The organism is Actinomadura mexicana (genome assembly GCF_900188105.1).
Lineage (GTDB): Bacteria > Actinomycetota > Actinomycetes > Streptosporangiales > Streptosporangiaceae > Spirillospora > Spirillospora mexicana.
The window spans coordinates 561,248-583,044 of sequence record NZ_FZNP01000003.1 but is presented as its reverse complement, the minus strand read 5'-3'; the positions used below and the strand labels follow the sequence as shown (position 1 = coordinate 583,044).

Annotated in this window: 26 protein-coding genes; 11 read left to right on the top strand and 15 right to left on the bottom strand. The window is 72.1% G+C overall.

Annotation, left to right across the window (positions count from 1 at the left end):
• The first annotated feature begins 9 nt into the window (after positions 1 to 9).
• Positions 10 to 1,230: a serine/threonine-protein kinase gene (locus CHC11_RS11130; RefSeq protein WP_179278787.1), complete on the top strand. Its 1,221-nt coding sequence runs from the start codon at positions 10 to 12 to the stop codon at positions 1,228 to 1,230.
• A gap of 114 nt (positions 1,231 to 1,344) precedes the next feature.
• Here CHC11_RS11130 and CHC11_RS11125 read toward each other — a convergent pair whose 3' ends face one another.
• The 8 genes from CHC11_RS11125 to fdxA form a co-directional block, all read right to left on the bottom strand.
• On the bottom strand, positions 1,345 to 2,487 hold the full coding sequence (locus tag CHC11_RS11125) for an acyl-CoA dehydrogenase family protein (RefSeq protein WP_089311552.1): 1,143 nt from the start codon (positions 2,485 to 2,487) through the stop codon (positions 1,345 to 1,347).
• Between the two features lie 111 nt (positions 2,488 to 2,598).
• Positions 2,599 to 4,095, bottom strand: coding sequence for a polyamine aminopropyltransferase (locus CHC11_RS11120; RefSeq protein ID WP_425427299.1), 1,497 nt, complete (start codon positions 4,093 to 4,095; stop codon positions 2,599 to 2,601).
• A 131-nt stretch (positions 4,096 to 4,226) separates the two neighbouring features.
• Positions 4,227 to 4,667 carry a DUF350 domain-containing protein gene (locus tag CHC11_RS11115; RefSeq protein ID WP_089311550.1) on the bottom strand — a complete coding sequence of 147 codons (441 nt, stop codon included), beginning with the start codon at positions 4,665 to 4,667 and terminating at the stop codon, positions 4,227 to 4,229.
• Between the two features lie 56 nt (positions 4,668 to 4,723).
• Complete coding sequence (locus tag CHC11_RS11110) at positions 4,724 to 5,158, bottom strand: DUF4247 domain-containing protein (RefSeq protein ID WP_089311549.1); 435 nt, start codon at positions 5,156 to 5,158, stop codon at positions 4,724 to 4,726.
• Positions 5,155 to 5,661, bottom strand: coding sequence for a DUF2617 family protein (locus CHC11_RS11105; protein WP_089311548.1), 507 nt, complete (start codon positions 5,659 to 5,661; stop codon positions 5,155 to 5,157). Before CHC11_RS11105 ends, CHC11_RS11110 begins: the two co-directional genes overlap by 4 nt.
• Positions 5,662 to 5,663: 2 nt before the next feature.
• Positions 5,664 to 6,281, bottom strand: coding sequence for a DUF4178 domain-containing protein (locus tag CHC11_RS11100; protein ID WP_089311547.1), 618 nt, complete (start codon positions 6,279 to 6,281; stop codon positions 5,664 to 5,666).
• Positions 6,282 to 6,462: 181 nt separating this feature from the next.
• Entirely contained in the window at positions 6,463 to 7,548 is a 1,086-nt protein-coding gene (dapC, locus tag CHC11_RS11095) for a succinyldiaminopimelate transaminase (protein WP_089311661.1), read from the bottom strand.
• A 118-nt stretch (positions 7,549 to 7,666) separates the two neighbouring features.
• Positions 7,667 to 7,993 carry a ferredoxin gene (fdxA, locus tag CHC11_RS11090; RefSeq protein WP_067890974.1) on the bottom strand — a complete coding sequence of 109 codons (327 nt, stop codon included), beginning with the start codon at positions 7,991 to 7,993 and terminating at the stop codon, positions 7,667 to 7,669.
• Positions 7,994 to 8,105: 112 nt separating this feature from the next.
• Here fdxA and CHC11_RS11085 point away from each other — a divergent pair, with 112 nt between their 5' ends.
• Entirely contained in the window at positions 8,106 to 8,375 is a 270-nt protein-coding gene (locus tag CHC11_RS11085; protein ID WP_089311546.1) for a putative acetyltransferase, read from the top strand.
• A gap of 41 nt (positions 8,376 to 8,416) precedes the next feature.
• Here the strand turns inward: CHC11_RS11085 and CHC11_RS11080 are convergent, their stop codons facing one another.
• From CHC11_RS11080 to CHC11_RS11070, 3 genes are all read right to left on the bottom strand, one after another.
• A complete protein-coding gene (locus CHC11_RS11080; protein ID WP_245919052.1) occupies positions 8,417 to 9,406 on the bottom strand; it encodes a polysaccharide deacetylase family protein in 990 nt (329 codons plus the stop codon).
• A gap of 305 nt (positions 9,407 to 9,711) precedes the next feature.
• A complete protein-coding gene (locus tag CHC11_RS11075; protein WP_089311545.1) occupies positions 9,712 to 10,584 on the bottom strand; it encodes a crotonase/enoyl-CoA hydratase family protein in 873 nt (290 codons plus the stop codon).
• Between the two features lie 55 nt (positions 10,585 to 10,639).
• The gene (locus CHC11_RS11070; protein WP_089311544.1) at positions 10,640 to 10,975 is read right to left on the bottom strand and encodes a hypothetical protein; all 336 of its coding nucleotides are present in this window, start codon (positions 10,973 to 10,975) and stop codon (positions 10,640 to 10,642) included.
• A gap of 45 nt (positions 10,976 to 11,020) precedes the next feature.
• Between CHC11_RS11070 and CHC11_RS11065 the strand changes: the two genes are divergently transcribed.
• Together CHC11_RS11065 and CHC11_RS11060 are read left to right on the top strand one after the other, a co-directional pair.
• Entirely contained in the window at positions 11,021 to 11,827 is an 807-nt protein-coding gene (locus tag CHC11_RS11065; protein ID WP_089311543.1) for a class I SAM-dependent methyltransferase, read from the top strand.
• A 22-nt stretch (positions 11,828 to 11,849) separates the two neighbouring features.
• Positions 11,850 to 12,500 (top strand): hypothetical protein, encoded by a 651-nt coding sequence (locus CHC11_RS11060; RefSeq protein WP_089311542.1) that lies wholly within the window; start codon positions 11,850 to 11,852, stop codon positions 12,498 to 12,500.
• 25 nt (positions 12,501 to 12,525) lie between these two features.
• On the opposite strand, the gene CHC11_RS11055 is transcribed toward CHC11_RS11060, so the two are convergent.
• On the bottom strand, positions 12,526 to 14,463 hold the full coding sequence (locus CHC11_RS11055; RefSeq protein WP_245919050.1) for a TNT domain-containing protein: 1,938 nt from the start codon (positions 14,461 to 14,463) through the stop codon (positions 12,526 to 12,528).
• Positions 14,464 to 14,588: 125 nt separating this feature from the next.
• Between CHC11_RS11055 and CHC11_RS11050 the strand changes: the two genes are divergently transcribed.
• On the top strand, positions 14,589 to 15,758 hold the full coding sequence (locus CHC11_RS11050; protein WP_143227020.1) for an alpha/beta hydrolase family protein: 1,170 nt from the start codon (positions 14,589 to 14,591) through the stop codon (positions 15,756 to 15,758).
• Here the strand turns inward: CHC11_RS11050 and CHC11_RS11045 are convergent.
• Positions 15,742 to 16,698: a zinc-binding dehydrogenase gene (locus tag CHC11_RS11045; RefSeq protein ID WP_089311540.1), complete on the bottom strand. Its 957-nt coding sequence runs from the start codon at positions 16,696 to 16,698 to the stop codon at positions 15,742 to 15,744. The two genes, CHC11_RS11050 and CHC11_RS11045, sit on opposite strands and share 17 nt — an antisense overlap.
• 155 nt (positions 16,699 to 16,853) lie before the next feature.
• Here CHC11_RS11045 and CHC11_RS11040 point away from each other — a divergent pair, with 155 nt between their 5' ends.
• The 4 genes from CHC11_RS11040 (at position 16,854) to CHC11_RS11025 (ending at position 18,864) form a co-directional block, all read left to right on the top strand.
• The gene (locus tag CHC11_RS11040; RefSeq protein ID WP_089311539.1) at positions 16,854 to 17,438 is read left to right on the top strand and encodes a hypothetical protein; all 585 of its coding nucleotides are present in this window, start codon (positions 16,854 to 16,856) and stop codon (positions 17,436 to 17,438) included.
• Between the two features lie 20 nt (positions 17,439 to 17,458).
• Positions 17,459 to 18,226 carry a hypothetical protein gene (locus CHC11_RS11035; RefSeq protein WP_179278786.1) on the top strand — a complete coding sequence of 256 codons (768 nt, stop codon included), beginning with the start codon at positions 17,459 to 17,461 and terminating at the stop codon, positions 18,224 to 18,226.
• A 109-nt stretch (positions 18,227 to 18,335) separates the two neighbouring features.
• A complete protein-coding gene (locus CHC11_RS11030; protein WP_089311537.1) occupies positions 18,336 to 18,623 on the top strand; it encodes a type II toxin-antitoxin system Phd/YefM family antitoxin in 288 nt (95 codons plus the stop codon).
• The gene (locus CHC11_RS11025) at positions 18,616 to 18,864 is read left to right on the top strand and encodes a hypothetical protein (protein WP_089311536.1); all 249 of its coding nucleotides are present in this window, start codon (positions 18,616 to 18,618) and stop codon (positions 18,862 to 18,864) included. The genes CHC11_RS11030 and CHC11_RS11025 overlap by 8 nt, the downstream gene beginning before the upstream one ends.
• 92 nt (positions 18,865 to 18,956) lie before the next feature.
• Here CHC11_RS11025 and CHC11_RS11020 read toward each other — a convergent pair whose 3' ends face one another.
• Entirely contained in the window at positions 18,957 to 19,337 is a 381-nt protein-coding gene (locus CHC11_RS11020) for an ATP-binding protein (RefSeq protein WP_089311535.1), read from the bottom strand.
• A 138-nt stretch (positions 19,338 to 19,475) separates the two neighbouring features.
• Here CHC11_RS11020 and CHC11_RS11015 point away from each other — a divergent pair, with 138 nt between their 5' ends.
• Together CHC11_RS11015 and CHC11_RS11010 are read left to right on the top strand one after the other, a co-directional pair.
• Complete coding sequence (locus CHC11_RS11015; protein ID WP_089311534.1) at positions 19,476 to 20,258, top strand: helix-turn-helix domain-containing protein; 783 nt, start codon at positions 19,476 to 19,478, stop codon at positions 20,256 to 20,258.
• Positions 20,246 to 20,425, top strand: coding sequence for a DUF397 domain-containing protein (locus tag CHC11_RS11010; RefSeq protein WP_089311533.1), 180 nt, complete (start codon positions 20,246 to 20,248; stop codon positions 20,423 to 20,425). The genes CHC11_RS11015 and CHC11_RS11010 overlap by 13 nt, the downstream gene beginning before the upstream one ends.
• Positions 20,426 to 20,499: 74 nt before the next feature.
• Here the strand turns inward: CHC11_RS11010 and CHC11_RS11005 are convergent, their stop codons facing one another.
• Entirely contained in the window at positions 20,500 to 21,753 is a 1,254-nt protein-coding gene (locus CHC11_RS11005) for a serine hydrolase domain-containing protein (RefSeq protein ID WP_089311532.1), read from the bottom strand.
• Positions 21,754 to 21,797: the final 44 nt, after the last annotated feature.

The window sequence follows — 21,797 nt, the reverse complement described above, 5'->3', positions numbered from 1 at the left end:
GAGGGGCGCGTGGCCCAGGAGGCGCACCTGGAGCGGATCGGCGGGCGTTACCGGCTCGTGGAGGTACTGGGTTCGGGTGGGTTCGGACGGGTGTGGCGGGCTCATGACGAGACGCTCGGCGTGGACGTCGCCGTCAAGGAGGTACGGCTGCAGCCGACCGCGTCCGAGGAGGAGCGCGAGGAGTTCCTGACCCGGGCGAAGCGGGAGGCGCGCAACGCCGCCCGGCTGCGCGACCATCCCGGCATCGTCCCGGTCCACGACGTGGTGATCGAGGGCGGCGTGCCGTGGATCGTCATGCGCCTCATCGACGGGCACTCCCTCGAAGACCGGCTCGAGAAGGACCGGCGCGTCCCCGCCGGCGAGGCCGCCGGGATCGCGGCGGCGCTGCTCGAAGCGCTGGACGCGGCGCACAGGGCCGGGGTCGTGCACCGCGACGTCAAGCCGGCGAACGTGATGCTGGCCCGAAGCGGGGAGGTCCTGCTCACCGACTTCGGCATCGCGGTGCACCAGACGGACACGGCGATGACGGCGTCCGGCGCGCTCATCGGCTCGATGGCCTACCTCGCGCCCGAGCGGTTGCGCGGCAGGAACAACGGCACGGCCGGTGACCTGTTCTCCCTCGGCGTGACCCTCTACCGGTGCGTGGAGGGCGTGTCGCCGTTCCACCGCGACACCCCGGCCGAGACGGTCACGGCGCTGCTGCGGGACGAGCCGCCGCCGCCGAGGCACGCCGGGGGCCTCGCGCGGTTGATCGTCCGGCTGCTCGACAAGGACCCCGGGACGCGTCCCACCGCCGCCGAGGCCCTGGAGCTGATCGGCCCGGCGCCGGCTCCTCGGCGGGAGGTGACCGCGACCCGGCGGCCGGACCGCGACGAGCCCGGGAAACGGTGGTGGCTCGTCTTCGTCAGGAGCCGTCGACGCGTGGTGGCCCTGACCGTTGCTTCGGTACTCGCGATCCCGCTGCTTCTGGGGATCGGCTACATCCGGGCCTACGGCGGCACCGCGTACGACGCCAAGCCCGATGAGTGCGTCCACCCGAACGGTCTGGACCTCGACGGGCTCGGCGGATGGCGAACGCATCCCTGCTCGACGCCACCGGGGGCGAACGGTTACCTCGTCACCTACCGTTACGAGTGGGAGACGGCCTGTGCCAGCAGCAACAAGGTCCTCGTGCTGCCCGAGCGCAAGGGGAAGGGCCCGATCACCCTGTGCCTCGTCCCGGCCCGATGATCCCCGCCCGCAGGCGCTAACGGCTTGGCCGGGTCGGCCAGAGACCACGGCGTCGTCATCGAACAGCCGACCCGGCGGAACGTCCCAGGTGGGGCGTTCCGCCGGCGCTGGAGGTCAGACGCCGAGGCCGCGGCCGATGATCTCTTTCATGATCTCGGTGGTGCCGCCGAAGATGGTCTGGATGCGGACGTCCTGGTAGGCCTTGCCGATCGGGTACTCGGTCATGTAGCCGTAGCCGCCGTACAGCTGGACGCAGCGGTCCACGACCCGCTTGAGCAGCTCGGTGTTCCACCACTTGAGCATCGCGGCCTCGTCGGGGGTCAGCTCCCCCCTGCTCTCCTTGACGATGCACTCGTCGGTGAAGGCGCGCGTGACGGTCAGCTCGGTCTTCATCTCGGCGAGCGTGAACCGGTTGTGCTGGAACTTGCCGATGGGACGGCCGAACGCCTCGCGGGTCTTGCAGTACTCCAGGGTCTGCTCGAAGGCGGTCTCGGCGGCGGCCTGCGCGGTGGCGCCGATGGACAGCCGCTCGCGGGCGAGGTTCTGCATGAGGTAGACGAAGCCCATGCCCTCCTCGCCGAGGAGGTTCTCCTTCGGGACGCGGACGTTGTCGAAGAACAGCTCGGCGGTGTCCTGCGCGTGCATGCCGACCTTGTCGAGGTTGCGGCCGCGCTCGAAGCCCTCCATGCCGCGCTCGACGGCGAGGAGGCTGACGCCCTTGGCCCCGGCGGACGGGTCGGTCTTGGCGACGACGATGACCAGGTCGGCGAGGATGCCGTTGGAGATGAACGTCTTCGACCCGTTCAGGACGTAGTGGTCGCCGTCCTTCACCGCCGTGGTCTTGATGCCCTGCAGGTCGGACCCGGCGGCGGGCTCGGTCATCGCGATCGCGGTGACGATCTCGCCGGAGCAGTAGCCGGGGAACCAGCGCCGCTGCTGCTCCGGGCCGCACAGCTGCCGCAGGTACCCGCCGTTGATGTCGTTGTGGACGGCGAAGCCGGGCCCGTGCACGCCGGCCTTCGCCAGCTCCTCGTTGAGGATCACGTAGTAGCGGTAGTCGGGGTCGCCGCCGCCCCCGAACTCCTCCGGCATGTCGATGCCGAGCAGGCCCGCGCGCCCCGCCGCCAGCCAGACCTCGCGCGAGACGATCCCGTCCTTCTCCCACTGCTCGTGGTGGGGCGCGACCTCCTTGGCGATGAAGGAGCGCACCATGTCGCGGAAGGCCTCGTGCTCCTCGGTGTAGATGTCGCGTCCCATCGGCCGGTCTCCCTCACTCGCGCGTGCTCCAGGTAAGTGCCTACTGATGCACGTCAGCGTAACGCGCGCGCCGCCGCCTCCCGGGCGCCGGGGGCACCGGAGGCGGCCCGGCTAGGAGTTCTTCCACTCCTGGCCCTCGTACTCGACCAGGCGCGGGTGGACGAGGGTGTTGACGTCCACGTCGCGGCCCCGGCGGTCCTTGGGGAAGACCGCCGCCGCCTGGAGCACCGGCCCGTCGAGGAAGCGCAGGTCCGGGACGTCGCGCGGCAGCCCCAGCGCGGGGGGCCGCTTCCCGGGGGCCGCCAGGACGAACCCCCAGTCGCCGAAGCTCGGCACGTCCACGTGGTACGGGGTGGTCGCGAGGCCGGCGGCGGCGACCGACTTCTGGATGCTCCAGAACGACTTGGGCGCGAAGTAGGGCGACCCGGACTGCACGACCATCCGACCGCCCGGCGCCAGGGCCCGCTTCACCATGCCGTAGAACTCGACCGAGTACAGTTTCGCGGTGGACACGTCGTCAGGGTCGGGCATGTCCACGACGACCGCGTCGAACTGCTCGTCCAGGCCGCGAAGCCAGGAGAACGCGTCCGCGTTGACGATCCGGGCGCGCGGGTCCTCGAAGGCGCGGCGGTTGAGCGACTCCAGCGGCCGGTACGTCCGGGCCAGACGGATCATCTCGGGGTCCAGCTCGACCAGCGTCGCGCTCTGGACGTCCCGGTAGCGCAGCACCTCGCGCAGCGCCAGGCCGTCCCCGCCGCCGAGGATCAGCACCCGCCCGTGCGGGCCCGACATCAGCGGGTGGACGAGCGACTCGTGGTACCGGTACTCGTCCACCGAGGAGAACTGGAGGTCGCCGTTCAGGAACAGCCGCAGGTCGGAGGGGCCGAGCCCGGCCCGCCGGGTGATGACGATCTCCTGGTACCGCGTCCGCTCCGCCACCGCGATCGGGGCCTCGTACAGCGCCTGCCGCGCCGACACCTCGAACCCGTCGGCGAGCGTGTAGGTCCCGCCGAGGACGGCGAGGACGGCGACCATGCCGAGGGCGAGCGCGATCCGGGCGACGCGGCCGACCTCGCGGCGGAACAGCCACATCACGACCGCCATCCCGGCGACGGCGTTCACGACGCCGACGAGCAGCGCGCCCTTGATGTGGCCGAACGTGGGCAGCAGCAGGAACGGGAAGGCCAGGCCGCCGACCAGCGCGCCCACGTAGTCGGCCGCGAACAGGTCGGCCACCGCAGACCCGGCGTCCTGCCTGCGGATCCGCTGGAGCAGCGTCATCAGCAGCGGGATCTCCGCACCGATCAGCGCCCCGACCGCGAACGCCACCACCACCAGCGCCGGGACGTACAGGTCGAGCCACGCGAACGCCGCGTACAGCAGGAGCACCGACACGCCGCCGATCAGGGCGAGCAGGCCCTCCACGACCGCGAACGCCACCACGGCGCGGCCCTGCAGCGGCTTGGCGGCCAGGGAGCCGACGCCCATCGCGAACACCATCACCGACAGGACGATCGACGCCTGCGTGACGGAGTTCCCGACGAGGTAGCTGCCGAGCGCGACCAGGGCCAGCTCGTACACCAGGCCGCACGCGGCGCACGCGAACACGGCCGCGAGGACCAGCGCGCGCGCCGCCCGCGCCGGGACGCGCGGCCTCCCCGGGCCGTCCCGCTCGGGACGGGACGGCTCCGGGGAGGGATCGCCGGACGGCCGGACGGCCTGGTCCAGGTCGCGGGACGTCAGGAGACCGCCCCGGCCACGATCGCGGCGACCCCGAGGTCGGCGGCGGCGACGACCCAGCCCGCCGGGTGGATCGCGCCGCCCGCTCCGCCCGCGTCCACGAGCGTCGCGCCGAGCTTGCCGGGGGTGAGCACGTCCAGCAGGAAGAACGCCACGATCATCAGCACGATGCCGATCCCGCCGAACACGGCGGTGTCGACCAGGCCGTCGGTCAGGTCGCTGTCACTGGTCACGATCGCGGTGGTGACGATCGCGGCGACGCCGAGCAGCTTGGCGGCCAGCAGGAGCGCGGCGCCCCGGTTGCCCTCGGTCCAGATCTGCCTGCCGAGCTTGCCGGGCGTCGTCACCTCCACGACCAGATAGCCGAGCGCCATCAGGGCGATGCCGACCGCGCCGTAGGCGAAGGTCGCCCCGATCTCGTGAAGGATGTCGTCGTTCAAGTGTCGCTCCTCATCTGCCCGACCACGTCATCTGTTCGACCGCGTCCCCGACCGCGTCATTTGCCCGACCCGGGTCCGCCGCCGCGGAACGACGCGGCGCCCCTGCTCGTCCATCCGTTGCTGCCCGGACTGCTCCAGCGCCCGCTCACGTGCGAGTAGTGGCGGCTGTAGCCGCGGCGCGCGCCGTCGACCGTGATCCGGCTGCCCGTGCCGTTCGGCAGGACGCCGACGACCAGCTTCGGGTACCGCATGAAGATCCCGCCGTTGGCGCCCATGGTGACCATGTCGTCCACCCGGTCGATCGGCTTGAACTTGCGGCCGATCTCCGAGGCGACCGTCCGGGGGGCCTTCGGCGACCGGTAGGTGTCCGCCCCGATCTTGGTGTACTTGCCGGCGATCCAGGACGACTGCGACTTCCCGCAGCCGCCGAGCGCCGTGGCGGTCAGGGTGGCGGCGACCACTGCGCCCGCCACCCGGTATCTGCTGTTCATGAGGGTCTCACCAGCCGGCTCCGCGTCATCACGATCTCCCGGGTCTGCGGGTAGGCGTGCCAGGTGCGCCATCCGAGCGCGCCCTCCTGCCCCGCCGTTTCCTCCAAGGCAAGGACGGTGACGGCGTGCGGGGAACCGGGGAACGCCCCGGTCAGCGCGTCACCGCGGTCCGCGAGCCGGGCGCACACGGCCTCGACGGCGCGGGCGAACGCCGTCTCGTCGCTGTGCGCCGCGGTCGTCGCGGCGAAGTCGTAGGCCCAGCCGGGCACGCTCGTCGTCGCGTGGCCCGGCAGCGGCTCGGCGCGTCCGGGCAGGCACGCCACCGTCTCGCTCAGCGGCCCGGCGAGGACCTGGTGGGACGCGCCGAGCAGGCGCAGCTCCACGGTCAGGCCCGCGCGCTCCACCGGCAGGACGGCGAGGGCGTCCATCGGCGGCAGGCCGAGCGCGAACGACAGCCCGTCGGCCCGTGCGTCCTCGTAGGGGGTCTCGAGGGTGGCCAGCAAGATCAGCTACCGCCCGGGTAGATCGTCATCGACCCCGTCGGGACGCGCTCGCCGAGACCCGCCTCCCAACGGCCGCCGCCGTACTGCTCGAACGACAGGTACCTGCCGCGCGGGCCCTCGTAGTCGACGTACTCGACGCGGCCCTGCACGCCGACGCCCGTCGTGCCCTCGCTGGTGTAGTCGGCGGTGCCGTGCTCGTCGCGCCGGTACTCGACGCCGTCCACGACGACGCTCTTCTCCCCGGGCCGCAGGTCGCCGATCTCGTACTCGGTCCACCAGACGACTTCGAGGTCGGGATCCTCCTCGACGGAGATCCACACCTTGGTGCCCTCGATCGTGTCGGCGTCCAGGAGGTGCTCGCTCCAGGTGAAGCCGCCCTCCTTCAGCCGCAGCGAGCCGCGGACGAAGTAGCGGGCGCCGAGGTACTCCACCATGTCGCCGGCCTTGAGGGCGCGCGGGTCGCCGGCCACCTGGTCCTCGGCGGCGAACGGGTCGCGCGGGACGGCCGGGGCGGGCGCGGGCGCCTGCGTTCCCGAACGGCGCCGCAGCAGGACGACGATGACCACGACCAGGGCGATCAGGATCAGTGCCAGCAGGATCACTATCGCCGCTTTGCCCACGGCACCTCCATCGTTTCGTCCGTTTCAGGGGGGCAGACCTGCGGATCCTACCGACTGTGGCCTGTCAAGCCCATACCGCGATCAGACGTATCAAAGGAAGATGCGGTTTCGTCCGAGAACACCGGACTTCCCGGCCGACACCCCGACCAGAACCGGCCGGGCCCGAGCTCGCAGGAGCGGGTCAGAGCCGGGTGGTGGCGGCGGCTACGCGGGCGTCGGTGGCGGTGAAGGCGATGCGGACGTGGCGGGCGCCGCCCGGCCCGTAGAACTCGCCGGGGCCGACCAGGACGCCGAGGGACGCCAGGTGGGCGACGGTGTCCCAGCAGGGCTCGTCGCGCGTGGCCCACAGGTACAGGGACGCCTCGGAGTGCTCGATGCGGAAGCCGTGCCTCTCGAACGCCTCGCGCAGGGCGGCGCGGCGCCGCGCGTACCGGGCCCGCTGCTCGTCGACGTGGGCGTCGTCGCCGTAGGCCACGGTCATCGCGGCCTGCACCGGAGCCGGGACGATCATCCCGGCGTGCTTGCGGACCTCCAGCAGCCGCCTCACCAGCGCGAGGTCTCCGGTGACGAACCCGGCGCGGTAGCCCGCCATGTTGGAGCGCTTGGACAGCGAGTTCAGCGCGAGCAGCCCCTCGTGGGAGCCCTCGCAGACGTCCGGGTGCAGGATCGAGATCGGCGGGTTCCGCTCGTCCCAGCCGAACTCCAGGTAGCACTCGTCGCTGACGACGACCGCGCCGCGCCCGCGCGCCCACGCCACGACCTTGCGCAGGTGCTCGGCGGGCAGCACCTTGCCGGTCGGGTTGGACGGGGAGTTCACCCACACGATCTTCGGGGCGACGGGGCCGAGGGAGAGCAGGCCGTCCGTCGCGACGGGGTCGGCCCCGGCGAGCCGGGCGCCCACGTCGTAGGTCGGGTAGGCCAGCGCGGGGAAGACGACCTTGTCGCCGGGGCCGGCGCCGAGCAGCGTCGGCAGCCAGGCGACGAGCTCCTTGGTGCCGATGACGGGGAGCACCGCGTCCGGGTCGGCGCCCGTCACGCCGGCGCGGCGCCGCAGCCATCCCGCGACCGCCTCGCGCAGTTCCGGCGTCCCGTAGGTCTGCGGGTAGCCGGGCGCGTCGGACGCGGCGGCCAGGGCCTGCCGGATCGGCTCGGGCGTCGGATCCACGGGCGTTCCGACCGAGAGGTCGACGATGCCGTCCGCGTGCGCCAGCGCCCGCTCCTTGTACGGCGCGAGCCGATCCCACGGAAAGTCCGGCAGCGTGAACAACGCCCATACCTCCTTGGAGAAACCCGCCGGGCCGCGGTCGTCCCCGACCACGGCCCGGTTCCCGGCACGGGCGGGCCCCGGAGCGCGCCCGCACGGAGCGCTCCAGACCCGCCTGAGATCAGTCGTCCTGGCTCTGCGGGGGCAGCGCGGCGACGATCGGGTGGTCCTTGTCGATCTTCCCGACCTTGGACGCGCCGCCGGGCGAGCCGAGGTCGTCGAAGAACTCCACGTTGGCCTTGTAGAAGTCCTTCCACTGGTCAGGCGTGTCGTCCTCGTAGTAGATCGCCTCGACCGGGCACACCGGCTCGCACGCACCGCAGTCGACGCACTCGTCCGGGTGGATGTAGAGCATGCGCTTGCCCTCGTAGATGCAGTCGACCGGGCACTCCTCGATGCATGCCTTGTCGAGCAGGTCCACGCAGGGCTGTGCAATGACGTAGGTCACGTCAGTGACTCCTCTCGGATTTCCGGCCCCGCCGCACGTCACGGCTCACCGCAAGCTCGCTGTGAATAGTATGGCCACCCCGCCGCCGTCGATTCGACATGGGGGTCCCTACATGTCCGGCCGCTTCGCCGCACGCCTGGTGGTGGCCATCAGTGGCGCGGACGTGGGCCAGCGGATCTCGCTGCGCCGCCGTCTGCCAACGGGAGAGTACAGCGACGTCGTGGGCGTCCTCGAATCATGGTCCGGCGGGTCGCTCGCGGTGCGCCGCCGCGACGGCGAGCTCGTCGAGGTGCCGGAGGCGACCATGGTCGCGGCGAAGGTCGTCCCGCGGCAGCCCCCGACCCGGCGGCGCCCCCGCCGGGAGGAGCCCGGAGACGGCTAGGGGCGGACGGTGGTGATGGTGGCCCACGACCCGGTGGCCGCTCAGGGGCTCGGTGACACCGGAGGAGCGGGCACCGGCCTGCTGGGCGACTGGCCGCTGGGCACCGGGCCGCCGGGCGCCGGGCTCCTGGACGCCGATGCGTCGGGGGCCGGGGTGGTGGGCGCCCGGGTGGTGGGCGCCGGGGTGGTGGGCGCCGTGCTCGCGGCCGGCGGGCCGGCGGACGATCCGGCCGGCGGCGGGCTCGCCGTGACCTGCGTGGGCGGCGCCGGCCGCTCGCTGTAGGACGTGCCCGGCGCGAGCCGGCGTCCGGTGAACAGCTCCGAGACGGTCACGAACGTGAACCCGCGCTTGCGCAGCCCGTCCACGACCTTGGGGATGGAGTCGACGCTCGGCTTGTGGATGTCGTGGAACAGGACGATGCCGCCGGTCTTCGGCTCCTTGACCCCGACGCGGGCGTCGCGGGCGGCGTCGCGGTAGCGCCAGTCGAGCGTGTCGACGCTCCAGAGGACCAGCGGCATGCCGATCGCGCGTTCGACGCGCTTGTTCGTGGACCCGTAGGGCGGCCGGACCAGCGTGGGCGCGACGCCGGAGGCGTCCTTGACGGCCTTCTGCGTGCGCTGGATCTGGGACCGCACCTCGGCGGACGACAGGGTGGTCAGGTTCGGATGCGACCAGCTGTGGTTGGCGACCTCCTGGCCTTCCAGGGCCATCCGGCGCACGACGTCGCGGTGGGCGCCGACGTTCTCGCCCAGCATGAAGAACGTGGCGCGCACGCCGTTCTTCCGGAGCGTGTCGAGCAGCCGCGCCGTGTAGGGGCCGGGTCCGTCGTCGAACGTCAGCGCGACGCACTTCGCCCGGTCACAGTCGATCTTCCTGGGCGGGGGCGGTACCGGGCTCGGTGACCGCGTCGCCGGGGCCCCGCTCTTGACCGCGCCGTGTTCCCCGGCCGTCCGGGCCTGCCGCTCCGCGTGGCTGCATCCGGCCGCGAGCAGGAGTCCGGCGCCGATGACGGCACAATTCCTGATCCGCACCAGGCACCCCCGTAACGTGTTGCCTCGGGCGGCTTAATACCCTCCGTAACCGATGAGACACGCTTCCCTATGGTCCGGAAAATCAAGATCGTCCTTGGGACGCACCGGGGGATTCCCCTCCATCGCGCGACACCCCGCTCCCCCGCATGTCACCGGGGTCGCCGGGGGCCGGACGCCCCCGTGACGCCCTTGCGGCAGGCCCTCCGGTGACCGAAGGCGGCCACCGTTCGAGGGCGCGGAGACCCTCGGCGGGCCGTCCCCGAGCAAAGACGCCCGTCACGCAGGGTGACGAGCGCCTTCGGTCCTCAGCGGACGGGCCAGTCGGGGACCTCGGGCGGGAGGTCCTCGCTGACGCGCAGCGGGAAGGCGGCGTCGCGCTTCTCCAGGAAGGACGAGACGCCCTCGACGGCGTCGGCGGCGCCGCCGAGCGAGGCCATGAGGCGGGAGTCGGCGATGTGGGCGTCCCACGGGGACGGGGCGGACAGGCCCGACCACATGAGGCGGCGGATCGCGGCGACCGAGACCGCGGAGGTGTTGTCGGCGATCTCGCGGGCGAGCGCGTACGCGGCGGGGAGGAGTTCGTCCGGGGCGTGGACGCGGGAGACCAGACGGCCCGCGAGGGCCTCCTGCGCGTCGAAGATCCGGCCGGTGACGGCCCACTCCATGGCCTGCGCGATGCCGACAAGGCGCGGCAGGAACCAGCTGGAGGCCGCCTCGGTGACGATCCCGCGCCGCGCGAACACGAAGCCGAACCTGGCCTTCTCGCTGGCGAGCCGGACGTCCATGGGGAGGGTCATGGTCACGCCCACGCCGACCGCCGCGCCGTTGAACGCGCCGATGACGGGCTTGAGGCAGCGGGCGATGCGGAGCGCGACCGTCCCGCCGCCGTCGCGCGGGGTGCCGTCCTCCAGGACGTCGTCCTCGCCCGCGAACATGTCCGTGGACTTGTCCTTGTCGAAGGTGTCGCCGCCGCCGCTCAGGTCGGCGCCCGCGCAGAACGCGCGTCCCGCCCCCGTCACCACGACGGCGCGCACGTCGTCGTCGGCGTCGATCCGGTCGAAGACGTCCAGCATCTCGTTGCGCATGACGAACGTGTAGGCGTTCATCTTCCGCGGCCGGTTGAGCGTGACGGTGGCGATCCCGTCCCGAACCTCGTACTCGATCTCTGCGTACGGCACCCTGCGCACCCTTCTCCGGACCGGCTGTCAGAATCCGATTCTAGGAAGGGCGCCGTCAGGCGCGGGCCTCGGGGAACAACCGGAGCAGGACGTCGCGGCGCCACTCGGCGAGGTCGCGCCCCGGCGGCGGGACGGGCGACAGTGCGCCGTCGCCGGCCGGTGCGAGGCGGATCTCGACGCCGGGCGCCAGCTCGCCCGGGATCTCCCCGGTGGCGGCGAGGCGCTGCGCGAGCGCGGCGAGGACGCGCGCCCAGCCCTGCCCCAGATAGGGCGCGAGCCCGTCGGCGCGCAGTTCCGGCAGGCCCCTGGCGGACAGGCCGCGGGTGCGCAGGGTCAGGCCGTCCGGGCCCTCGGCCCCGACGACGCGGATCTCGGACGTGACGTTCGCCACGGCAACCCCACCTCACCATCGGTCGATGTCCGATAAATTGTGACAGTGAACTGGGCCGTGACGACGTACGACTCCGCCTTCGGGTACGTGTCCGCGCACGGTGCGCCCCTCGTCGACCTGCTCGATCCGCAGCCCGGCGAAAGGATCATCGACCTCGGGTGCGGCACCGGCGCGTTCAGCGCGGAGATCGCCGAGCGGGGCGCCGAGGTGCTGGGCATCGACGGCAGCCCCGAGATGGTCGCGCAGGCGATCGCCCTGCACGCGGGGCTGTCGTTCACCGTCGGCGACGCCCACGACTTCACCGTCGGCGAGTCCTTCGACGCGGTCGCCTCGAACGCGGCCCTGCACTGGATGACCCGCGACCCCGACGCGGTGATCGGGCGCGTGCATGCGGCGCTGCGCCCCGGCGGCCGGTTCGTCGGCGAGCTCGGCGGCGCGGGCAACTGCGCGGAGCTGATCGTCGCGATGCAGACGGCGTGGCGGGTGTTCGGCCTCGGCGAGCCCGAACTGCCCTGGTACTTCCCGTCGCCGGCCGCGTACGCGACCAAGCTGGAGGAGGCCGGGTTCACGCTGCGGCTGCTGGAGCACGCCGACCGCCCGACCCGGATGACCGAGGGCCCGAACGGCGCGGCGGACTGGGTCCGCGCCTACGCCTCCCGCGCGCTGGCCGACGTCCCGCCGGAGCTGGTGGACCCGCTGCTCGAACGCGTGAACGACCTCGCCGCGCCCGCGCTGCGCCGCGAGTCGGGGTGGGTCGCCGACTACGTGCGGCTGCGGTTCGCCGCCGTCCGCCGGTCGGACGGCCCCGCGCCGACGCCGTTCGGGCCGATGGCCGCCGACCACCCGCTGTAGGCGCCGCTCTAGGGTGGGGGGCATGCTGCGGCTCCACGACCATCGGACGGGACGGACGGAGGTGCTGCCCGCCGGGCGCGGGCTGCGCGTCCAGGTCGTGGACGGCGGGTACCGCCGCGCGGTCGTCGCCGACCTGCTGCGGCGGGTCGCCGAACGGTCCGGGCGCCGCGTCCGGGTCGTGTGCACGCCGGGAGCCCCGACGGGCCTGGACGACTACAGCGTCCAGCCGTTCGAGGTGCTGGACGACGTCCTCCCGGACGCCGACGTGTACGTCTCCGGGGCGGCCGACATGGACGCGCTGTGCCTGGCCGTCCCCGAAGAGACCGGGGCATCGCCGGATCCGTCGGCCGCGCGCCTGGCGATCCTGGAGGTCCCCTACCGGGAGCCTCTGGAGCTGTCGGCCGAGAGGCTGTCGGCGGCCGCGGAGCGGCTGGACGCGTGGCGCGGCGAGGTCGCCGGGTGGGCGACGGCGCCGGGGCGCCCGATGAACCGCGTGTACGCGGCCGAGGCCGAGGCCGCGCTGGCCGACGACCTCGGCAGCCCCGCCGCGCTCGCCGTCCTGGACCGGCTCGCCGCCGACCCGGACATCGCGCCGGGCGCGAAGCTGGAGACGTTCATCCACCTCGACCTGGTGCTGGCGCTCGGGCTGGTGGCCGCGATCGGCCGGGCCTGAGCCCGGGCCTCGCAGGCAGGGCCGCTCAGGCGTCCGGGATCTCGACGAGGCCGCCGTCGGCGAGCAGGTCGGCGACCGACCGCCGGAACACGTGCGCCGTCCCGCCGCCCGGCTGCCCGAACCACGGGACGGCCGTTCCGGTCAGGGTCTCCATGGGCCGCTGCAACCGGTAGACGCGGTACGGGCGGTCCCGCCACTCGGCGGGAAGCGACCGCTGCGGATACGGCGTGCGCGCCGCGTACGTCACGTTGCCGTCCGGGGCGCCGTAGCGGTCCACTTCCGTCCCCGCGGCCAGCTCCGCGACGTGGCGGTCGCGTAGGAGCGAGAGCGGCGGCTCACCCCTGAGCGGCGTGAACGGCCCGTCCTCGACGGTGTGGCGGGGGTCGAGCAGCAGCCGTCCGAGCAGGTGCGCGGAGGCCGGCTCGGCGTCGTCGAAGACGGCCTCCTTGCGGCGCTCGCCGTCGCGCATCTGGAACACCGACCAGCGGCCCGGCCGGGACTCCAGGCACCAGACGCCCTCGGTCGCGTCGTCGGGGCCGCCGGTGTCGGGGCCGCCGGTGTCGATGCGGTAGGCGGCGCGGTCGACGCGGAGCTGGTCGAGGCGGTGCCGGAGCGTCCCCGCCCAGTCGGGTCCGGGCTCGGTCGGGACGCGCTCGGGCGTGGCGCGTCCGGTGACGGCGGCGTTCGCGGCGTTCATGGCGCCGTCGTCGACGTCGGGGACGCGGAACGCGTTGGCCCTGATGTGCGCGACGAGATCGGGTTCCGGCGGGACGCCGTGCTCGCTCAGGTAGTAGGCCACCGCGCCCGACCACACCCACGTCCCGTCGGTGTGGAAGGCCAGCGGCACCGCCGCCCCGCGCGACGGGTCGAGCCTGTCGGGGGCGTTCGAGCGCGCGGCCGTGACGGTCGGGGCCCGCCGCAGGTACTCGGCCACGCGGCCGGCCTCGTCCGGCGGGACGGGCGGGCGCGACACGGCGGGACGGCTCCCGTCCGGGCCCGCGTGGTCGAAGATCCTGGCCCGGCGCAGCCCTGGGCGCGGCACGGGCGGCGGCGTGCCGGCGGCCGTCACGGGCCGGGGTCGCGTCCCGAGCCGCCGCGCCATCCAGTCCGGGACGTTCTCGCGCGGGAACCGCTCCAGCTCGCGCCGGACGTCGTCGGCGGACGGCTCCTCGTCCCAGCGGGGCTCGTCGTCGTGGGTGAAGCCCGCGCGGCAGCGCACGGCCCCGTCCTCGTACCGGACCTCGAAGTCGATCCGGGACCAGGTGGAGCCCTGGAACGCGTGCGTCCCGGCGCGGAGCCGGTCGAGCAGCGCGGCGGCCGCGGCGGGCGCCGCGCAGGACGTCCGGGCGCCGTCGGCCTGGTGGCACGTCATCGCGGGGAGCTCGGCGTGCCCGCCGACCGCCTGGTAGTGGCCGCGGACCCGCTCCCACAGCGCCGGCGCGCGGTCGGCGACCAGGATCGCGAACCGGTCCGACAGCAGCTCCGTCTGCTCGACCGGGTTCATCGGCCCCGGGTCGGACGCGGGCGGCGCGGCGGGCTCGCGGCCCTCCAGCCGGTCGCGCAGCCAGCCCGGCACGTTGCCGCCGTCCCGCGGCATCACGATCTGGTCGCGCCGCCAGCACTCCACCGGGATCGGCGGATCCCACAGCGGGTCGAAGTCGTGGTTGTAGAGCGGGCGCACCGAACCCGGCTCGATGATCATGGTCATCGAGAACCAGCTGCCCCGCTCGGGCCGGTACCGCGCGCGGCGCAGGTCCATCAGCAGGCCGGTCAGCTCCTGCGGGGCGTCCTCGGCCGTCACGGTCCCGCCCTCGCCCGTCAGCACCGTCAGCGCGACGTCGCTCACGGCGACCGTCGCGGCGCAGCGCAGGTCGAGCCGCCGCCAGCCGGGCGGGGCCAGCCGCCGCGCGACCTCGGCGACCCGGCTCTCGAGCTCCGCGACGCGGTCGTCCTGGCCCGTCACCGCGCGTCCCTCCGTCCCGATGGCTCCCCCTATGGCACCTGATCGGCAGATTAACCGCACTTCTCGATGTATTGCGCACTGCCCCGGGCGCTGGCGACGCTCGCGGGAGGCTACTTTCGTATGTCGTGTCCACTGCTGCACCAGCGTCGTCCATCCCGGCGTCCCCCGGCCCGCCGCACCGCCGGCGCCGCCGCCGTGCCCGCCCGCTGATGTCGGCGGTCGTCACGATCACCGCGCTCCTGTGCGCGCTCGTCGGCGGGGTCGGCTGGTACTTCGCCGGCGTCGCCATCGAGGTCGACCACTCCTCCGAATACCCGCTGACCATCGAGGACGCGGGGAACGGCACCGTCACGCTGCCCCGCGAGCCGGGGACGGAGCGCCCCGGTGCCTGGGCCCTGGTCTGGAAGGGCGGGCGTGCCCTGCTCGGGCCCGTCGTCGGCGGGAACGACGAGCACGTCGTCCGGAAGGTGTCCCCCGTGGAGGGCGCCCTGGTGAAGGACGCCCCGGCGATGATCGACCACTGGATGTACGACGGCGACCCGAAGACGGCGCTCGGGCTGCCGTTCCAGGACGTGACGTATCCGTCCGAGGTCGGGCCCATGCCGGCGTGGCTCGTCCCGGGAAAGTCCCCCAAGGGCACCTGGGTCATCGGCGTCCACGGGCGCAACGCCGACAAGGCCGAGACGTTCCGCGTCATGCGCACCGTCCACACGCTGGGCATGCCGATGCTGTCCATCGCCTACCGCAACGACGTGGGGGCGCCCCCCTCACAGGACCGCCGCAACCATCTGGGCGACAAGGAGTGGCACGACGTCGTCTCCGCCATGGGCTACGCACGCGCGCACGGCGCGACGGGCGTCGTCCTGTACGGATGGTCGATGGGCGGCGCGATGGCGATGACGACGTTGCAGCGGGACCCGTCGTTCGTGCGCGGCGTCGTGCTCGACTCCCCCGTCCTGGACTGGAGCGCCACCCTGGACAAGCAGGGCGACGCCCGGCACCTGCCCGGCTTCATGACCGGCATCGCCAAGCGCGTCCTGCAGTGGCGCATCGGCATCGACCTGACCGACTTCGACATGCGCCGGTTCGCGCCCCACCTGCGGACGCCGGTCCTCCTGTTCACCACCGAGGACGACGCCACCGTCGCCAACGGCCCCGCCTTCGCCTTCGCGCGGAAGGCCCCGCCCGGCACGGTCACCCACATCCCCACGCCGGGCGACCACACCGAGTCCTGGAACGTCGACCCCGCCGCCTACGAGCGTTCGCTGATCGCGTTCCTCAAGAAGGTCGGCTGACCTCCAGCAGGGTCTTGCCGACGGTCCCGCGCGACTCGATCGCGGCGTGCGCCCCGGCCGCGCCGTCGAGCGGGAAACGCTGCCCGATCACCGGCTTGAGCCGTCCGGCCGCCGCCTCGCGCAGTGCGTGCTCCGTGAACTCCCGCAACTCCTCCGGCGTGGCCGTGGGCCGGACGAGCGTGACGCCCCGCTCCCGGGCGTCCTCCTCGGGGATGCTCGCCCATTCCCCGCTCGCAAGGCCGAAGCTGACCATCCGCCCGCCCTTCCCGAGCAGGCCGAACGCCTCACGGGCCACGTCGCCGCCCACGCCGTCGAACACGACGTCCACCTGCCCGGCCTTCTCCGCCCAGCCCGGCTCGCCGTAGTCGACGGCCTCGTCCGCCCCCAGCCGCATGGCCAGCCCGGTCTTCCGCGCACCTCGCGCGGCCGCGACGACCGTCGCCCCCTGCGCCTTCGCGAGCTGGACGAGGAGCGTCCCCACCCCGCCGGCCGCCGCCTCCACCAGGACGCGTTCGCCCTCGCGGGGCCGGGCGGCACGCGTCATCATCGTCGCCGTCCGTCCGTCGGCGAGCAGGGCGACCGCGTCGTCGAGCGCCAGGCCGTCCGGCACCTCGAACAGCCCCTTCGCGTCCACGGCGGCCTTCTCCGCGTAGCCGCCGGTGCCGCCGGTGCCGCTGACGACACGCCGCCCGACGAGCGCCCCGTCCACCCCGTCCCCGACCGCCGTGACCACGCCGCCGACCCCGTTGCCCGGGATCACCGGCGGCTCCAGCCGCACGGGCGCCGGACCGGTGCCCGACCGCATCTGCGTCTCCACGAACGTGATGTTGGCGAACTCGACCTCGACCAGCGCCCGGCCCTCACCCGGCACCGGATCGGGCGCCTCCCCCGCCACCAGAACCTCCGGCCCGCCGAACTTCCTCAACCACACGGCACGCATATCCGACTCCTCCCATCAGCGCGTTCACCAGGAGCCTGGCACCTCAAGCAAGGTCGAGGTCAAGCGGCCGCAACGAATCTCTTTTCTCGCCCCACGCATCTCTGTAAGCTTTCGCGCGTGTTCGGCCCGTTGTCTGCTGCCGCTCAGGGATGGCGATGCGCACCCGGTTGGTACGTTCCTCCCCTCTGGGGACTCGCCGCGCCGCCTTCCTGACGGCCGTCCTCGCCGTGTGCACGGCCGCCGGATGCGGCTCGTCCGGCTCGTCCGCCAGCGGTGAACTGTCCCCCAACGGCCGGTTCGACACCGGCACCCGGGCACCGGCGGGCGGGCCCACCGCGGTTTCGACGGATCGGCTCTTCAAGACGGTCCTTGCCCGCTACCGCGCCTACCAGGCCGCCTACCAGCAGGCCTACGAGAAGAACGACCCCGCCGGCCTCACCGACGTCGCCATGGACCCCCTCCTCACCGAGGTCACCGACGACGTCGAGGCCACCAAGGCCAAGGGCCAGATCTGGCGCTTCACGAAGACCCTGAACCCCCGGGTCTACGCGAACTCCAAGGACCGCACGAAGGTCTACCTCATCGACTGCGTCAACACCGTCGCGGGCTACCGCTTCTCCGCCAAGACGGGCAAGCGGACGGGCGGAGGGAAGGGCGGCGCCTACCTCTACCGGTACACCGTCCAGTACGACGGTGGCTCCTGGAAGGTCGCCGCTTCCGTCCGGGACCGCACATGCTGACATTCCCCAGAGGACACGCGATGTCTCACACCCCCACCCGGCGCCGCGTGGCGTCGGGCATCACCGTGGCGGCAGCCCTCCTCTCCACCTTCGCGTTCCCGGCCGAAGCCCTCGCCGACGGATGCGGCAGCGCGAACAAGGGTCTCGACTGCAACCTGTCCGGCGTGACCGGCGGAGGCGGCGGAGGCGGAGGCGGGACGGGCGGAGGCGGATCGGGCGGCGGGAGCGGCCCGGTGGCCCCACCCGCCCCCCTGGGCCTGATCGACAACCAGGACGTGGAAACCGTCGACGGCCCCGCCGGCAACGCGCCGCCCGCGGCCGCGCCGCCCGACACCTGGACGCTGGTGCAGCAGGCCAGGGCCTCGGCCCAGTTCCCCGTGCCGACCGTCCACACGGCCCCCAGGACCAAGACCTTCGTCCGGCTGCGGACGTCCCTGTGGGTGGACGGCTTCACCGTCGTCCGGACCCAGCCGATCACGGTGGGCGCCCAGACCGTCCAGGCGACGGCGACCCCCTCGTCCGTCACCTGGAACCTCGGCGAGACACAGATCGTCTGCCAGGACGCGGGCAGCAAGGACGGAAAGACCTGCGGCTACACCTACAAGCGCTCCTCGGCCGGCCAGCCGGGCGGCGCCTGGCAGATCACCGCCACCATCACCTGGAAGATCACCTGGACCTGCCAGGGCGCCGACTGCGACCCCGCCGGCGGCACCCTCGACGACCAGACCATGACCTCCCAGCCCACCCCCCTGATCGTCAGCGAGATCCAGACCAACACCGGCGGCTGACCCGCCCATCGCCACCCGGCGAACCGTCAGCGCGCAGGCCCAACCGACTCACACCATCTACGATGTACAAAGTGTGCACTCTGATCACTATGTGCACTATGGTCGAACAATGGAGTCCTACCCGATCAAAGAAGCCCGCGTGCGGCTCGGCGATCTCCACGCAGCCGTCGTCCACCGGGCCGCACATCCCCGTATCACCAAGAACGGCAAGGATCCGGTCGTACTGGTCACAGAGCAGGAGTGGCGGGAACTCCAGGAACTCCGTCTTGAGCGCGCGGCCCGAGAAGCGGATCGGGAGGCCACGCGCATCCGGCCCCACCTGGAAGCCGGCAAGACCCCGCCGGGTTACGAGGTCTACACCCGTGAGCAGATCGCCTCAGGGGACTGGCTTGCCTGACCACCTCACCATCTCCAGATCCATCCGGCTGCAGATCTCCGCGATGGCACCGCACTATCGCACCGCGATCCAACTGGTGATCATGTCCTTGCTCACCGACCCGGTTCCGCCTGACGCCAAACCACTCGGCATCGAGGACCTGGAGTTCGCGCACTACATGGTCACCCGAGACGACATCACGGTGTACTACCTGGTCATGGGCGAAACCATAGTGATCAACAGCGTCCACCCTGACAGCTGAACCCGACGCGGCATGGAGGGGTCAGCCTCGGTACAGGGAGATGCCCCAGGACGGGTAACGCTCGCGTAGGGACACCGGTGCGTCGGGCTCGTTCATGACGTGCTTTCAGGGAGCAGCGCCCACACCGCCTTCCCGCCGCCTCCGAGTGGCTGCGCACCCCATTCCTTGACGAGGAAGCCCAGCATCGCCAGGCCGCGTCCGCCCTCGCTCAGCAGGTTCGCCGAGCCCGCCACCGGCAGGGCGTTGGAGGAGTCGAAGACCTCCACGACCGTTCCCTTGTCCGCTCGGACGACCCGCACGGTCGCCGTCGCGCTCCTGGTGTGCCGCAAGACGTTCGTCACCAGTTCCGACACCACGACCTTCGCCACATAGGCGTCCTGGCCCCACGTCCCCAGGACGGCCTCGATCCAGTCCCGGGCCACTTTCACCGACTCGGCCCGAACCGGCACCACGATCTCCGCGGGGCACTCCATAACCGATCACCTCCGATTCCCGGTAACTCCCCGCACAGAATCCACTCCACGGCGTAATGTGAGCACGCAAGCCCCGAGACGCACACCGAGGACTCAAAATCACTTAATTCCAGTTCAGAGCCGCTGGAGGTCTCCGTCATGGCCAAGCGCAAGCCGTCCCCCGCCCTGAGGGCTTTCGGCGCAGAAGTCAGACGCCTTCGGGAAGACGTCGGCATCACCCGGACAGAACTCGCCAACCGCATATCGGTGACGCCCTCTTACGTCTCGCAGGTCGAGAGCGGCAACACCCGGTGTCGCAAAGACTTCGCCCAGCGTCTGGACCAGGCATTGGGCACTGGCGACCAGCTCACGACGGCCTGGACCAAGCACCTGCGCGCGGCGAGCTACCCGAAGTTCTTCGCCGACTACTCCGAAGCCGAAGCATCCGCCGACCTCCTGCGCGCCTACGAGGCAACGTTCGTGCCCGGCCTGCTACAGACGAAGGAGTACGCCCGCGTGCTTCTTGTCTCCGAGAGCACTCTCGATGGGCGTCTCAGTCGGCAACAGATCCTTTTCCGTGAGATACCGCCCAGGCTCATCGCCGTCATGGAGGAGAGCGTGCTCATGCGAGAGGTGGGCAGTCCTGATGTGATGCGAGGTCAGTGTGACCATCTGCTGAAGATGTCAGAGCGAGACAACATCAGCATCCAGGTCGCCCCGATCGCCTACTACCGGGGCGTCTCGGGGTCGTTCAATATCGCCACTCAGTCGACGCGGGAGGAATTGGTTTACCTGGAGACCTCACCCGGCGGCCTCACAACTGACGACACTCAAGATATCTTGCACGTGATTCGCGCTTTCGCGGAGCTACAGGCGCGCGCCCTGAGCGTCGACGGCTCTCGCGACCTCCTACGAAAGGCGATGGACCGATGGAAGGCGTGACCTGGCGAAAGGCAAGTCGTAGCAACGATCAAGGCGGAGCGTGCATCGAACTGGCTGCCCTCGTTGAAGGCGTAGGGGTGCGGGATTCCAAGGACCCGGACGGACCAAGAATCCTCCTCGACCCAACCGCGTTCCGCGCACTGCTGACTGGCCTCAAGCAGCGGTAACGCCGTCCGGCCGCCGTGGAGCCCCGGACACTCGCCCGGGGCTCCACGACTCAAGCCAGGATCGCCAGACTGGTTCAGCCGCCCGAGCCGGGGTCGGGCTCGGCGCCGGTGATGGCCTTCATCTCCTGGCGCATGACGTCCACCAGCGACCCGCCGTCGGAGTCGCGGTTGGTGAGGATGACGCCGACCCAGCCGGTGTACGGGTAGATGCTCCAGTTCGCGCCGACTCCGGGGTTGCCGCCCGCGCGCTGGTACATCCACTGGCCGTTGACGATGCTGATCGGGATCCCGTACGCGCCGAACGACGTCGGTCCGTGGGGGATCTTGGCCGCGGTGAGCACGTCGGCCCACGGCCGCTCCAGCACCGTGCCGTCGCTCAGGCCGTGCGCGAAACGGGCCAGATCCGGCGCGGTGGCGAAGCCGCCGTCCCCGGGGGCGTCGACGAAGGCGCGGCCCGGGTTCTTGCCGAGCACGTGCGGCTTCGGACTGCCCTTGTCCAGGTTGCGGAGGGCGTCCACCACGCTGCCGTCGGCCACCTCCATGTGCGGGTGCGCGATGCGCTCGTCGGTCAGCCACTGCGGCCTGGTGTAGAAGCCCGAGCCGGTCATGCCGCAGCGCTCGAAGATGTTCTCCTGGACGTAGTCCCAGTACGTCATGCCGGTGACGGCCTCAACGATCAGCGCGGAAATGGTGACCTCCGGCTCCGCGTGGGAGGTGTTCGGAGTGCCGGGGACGCCCACCAGTTTCGCCTGGCGGGCTCGCCGCTCGTAGTACTCGCGCACCTCGTCGCGGCTCTGGAAGACGCGTTGCACGTCCTCATCCACCGTGTCCAGCCTGGAGGTGCCGGACAGCAGGTGGTGAATGTTCACCATCTCGGCGATGTCCTTGGCGAAGCCGGTCAGATGGACGCCCACGGTGTCCGCCAGCCGCAGCCTGCCCTGCTGGGCCAGCTGCAACATGGCCACCGCGTAGAACGGCTTGCCCGCCGAACTGAGGCTGAAGGCCGTGCCCTCCTGGTTGCGGATCCGCCTCTCCTGGTCGGCCATGCCGTAGCTGCGGGACAGCACCGTCCGGCCCCGGTGCGAGAGCAGAACCCGACCGGAGAACTCGCCCTCGGCGGCCAGCCTGGCCACGTACCGGTCGTAGGCTCCGCCGGGCAGGGTGTCCGGCGGGATCTCGTCACGCCCGGACGGGCCGGTCGGGGGCGAGGCGGCGTGGCCGATCCCGGCGCTCGCCGGCGGAACGCCGGCCGCCATGCCGGCGGCGGCCAGCCCGCCCCATGTGACCAGCCGCCGCCGGCCGATACCGCGTCCCGAATCCGAGTCCATGTTCAGGTCCTCTCCCGGTTGAGATGTGGCGCTGACAGTGATGC

What these genes read in the sequence shown, in the direction of transcription:
- CHC11_RS11030 (WP_089311537.1), top strand. Translation starts at nt 18,336, where the DNA reads ATGGAGTCCTACCCGATCAAAGAAGCCCGCGTGCGGCTCGGCGATCTC.
- CHC11_RS11040 (WP_089311539.1), top strand. Translation starts at nt 16,854, where the DNA reads ATGCGCACCCGGTTGGTACGTTCCTCCCCTCTGGGGACTCGCCGCGCC.
- CHC11_RS11045 (WP_089311540.1), bottom strand. Translation starts at nt 16,698, where the DNA reads ATGCGTGCCGTGTGGTTGAGGAAGTTCGGCGGGCCGGAGGTTCTGGTG.
- CHC11_RS11110 (WP_089311549.1), bottom strand. Translation starts at nt 5,158, where the DNA reads ATGAACAGCAGATACCGGGTGGCGGGCGCAGTGGTCGCCGCCACCCTG.
- CHC11_RS11020 (WP_089311535.1), bottom strand. Translation starts at nt 19,337, where the DNA reads ATGGAGTGCCCCGCGGAGATCGTGGTGCCGGTTCGGGCCGAGTCGGTG.
- CHC11_RS11125 (WP_089311552.1), bottom strand. Translation starts at nt 2,487, where the DNA reads ATGGGACGCGACATCTACACCGAGGAGCACGAGGCCTTCCGCGACATG.
- CHC11_RS11085 (WP_089311546.1), top strand. Translation starts at nt 8,106, where the DNA reads ATGTCCGGCCGCTTCGCCGCACGCCTGGTGGTGGCCATCAGTGGCGCG.
- CHC11_RS11005 (WP_089311532.1), bottom strand. Translation starts at nt 21,753, where the DNA reads ATGGACTCGGATTCGGGACGCGGTATCGGCCGGCGGCGGCTGGTCACA.
- CHC11_RS11015 (WP_089311534.1), top strand. Translation starts at nt 19,476, where the DNA reads ATGGCCAAGCGCAAGCCGTCCCCCGCCCTGAGGGCTTTCGGCGCAGAA.
- CHC11_RS11060 (WP_089311542.1), top strand. Translation starts at nt 11,850, where the DNA reads ATGCTGCGGCTCCACGACCATCGGACGGGACGGACGGAGGTGCTGCCC.
- CHC11_RS11010 (WP_089311533.1), top strand. Translation starts at nt 20,246, where the DNA reads ATGGAAGGCGTGACCTGGCGAAAGGCAAGTCGTAGCAACGATCAAGGC.
- CHC11_RS11035 (WP_179278786.1), top strand. Translation starts at nt 17,459, where the DNA reads ATGTCTCACACCCCCACCCGGCGCCGCGTGGCGTCGGGCATCACCGTG.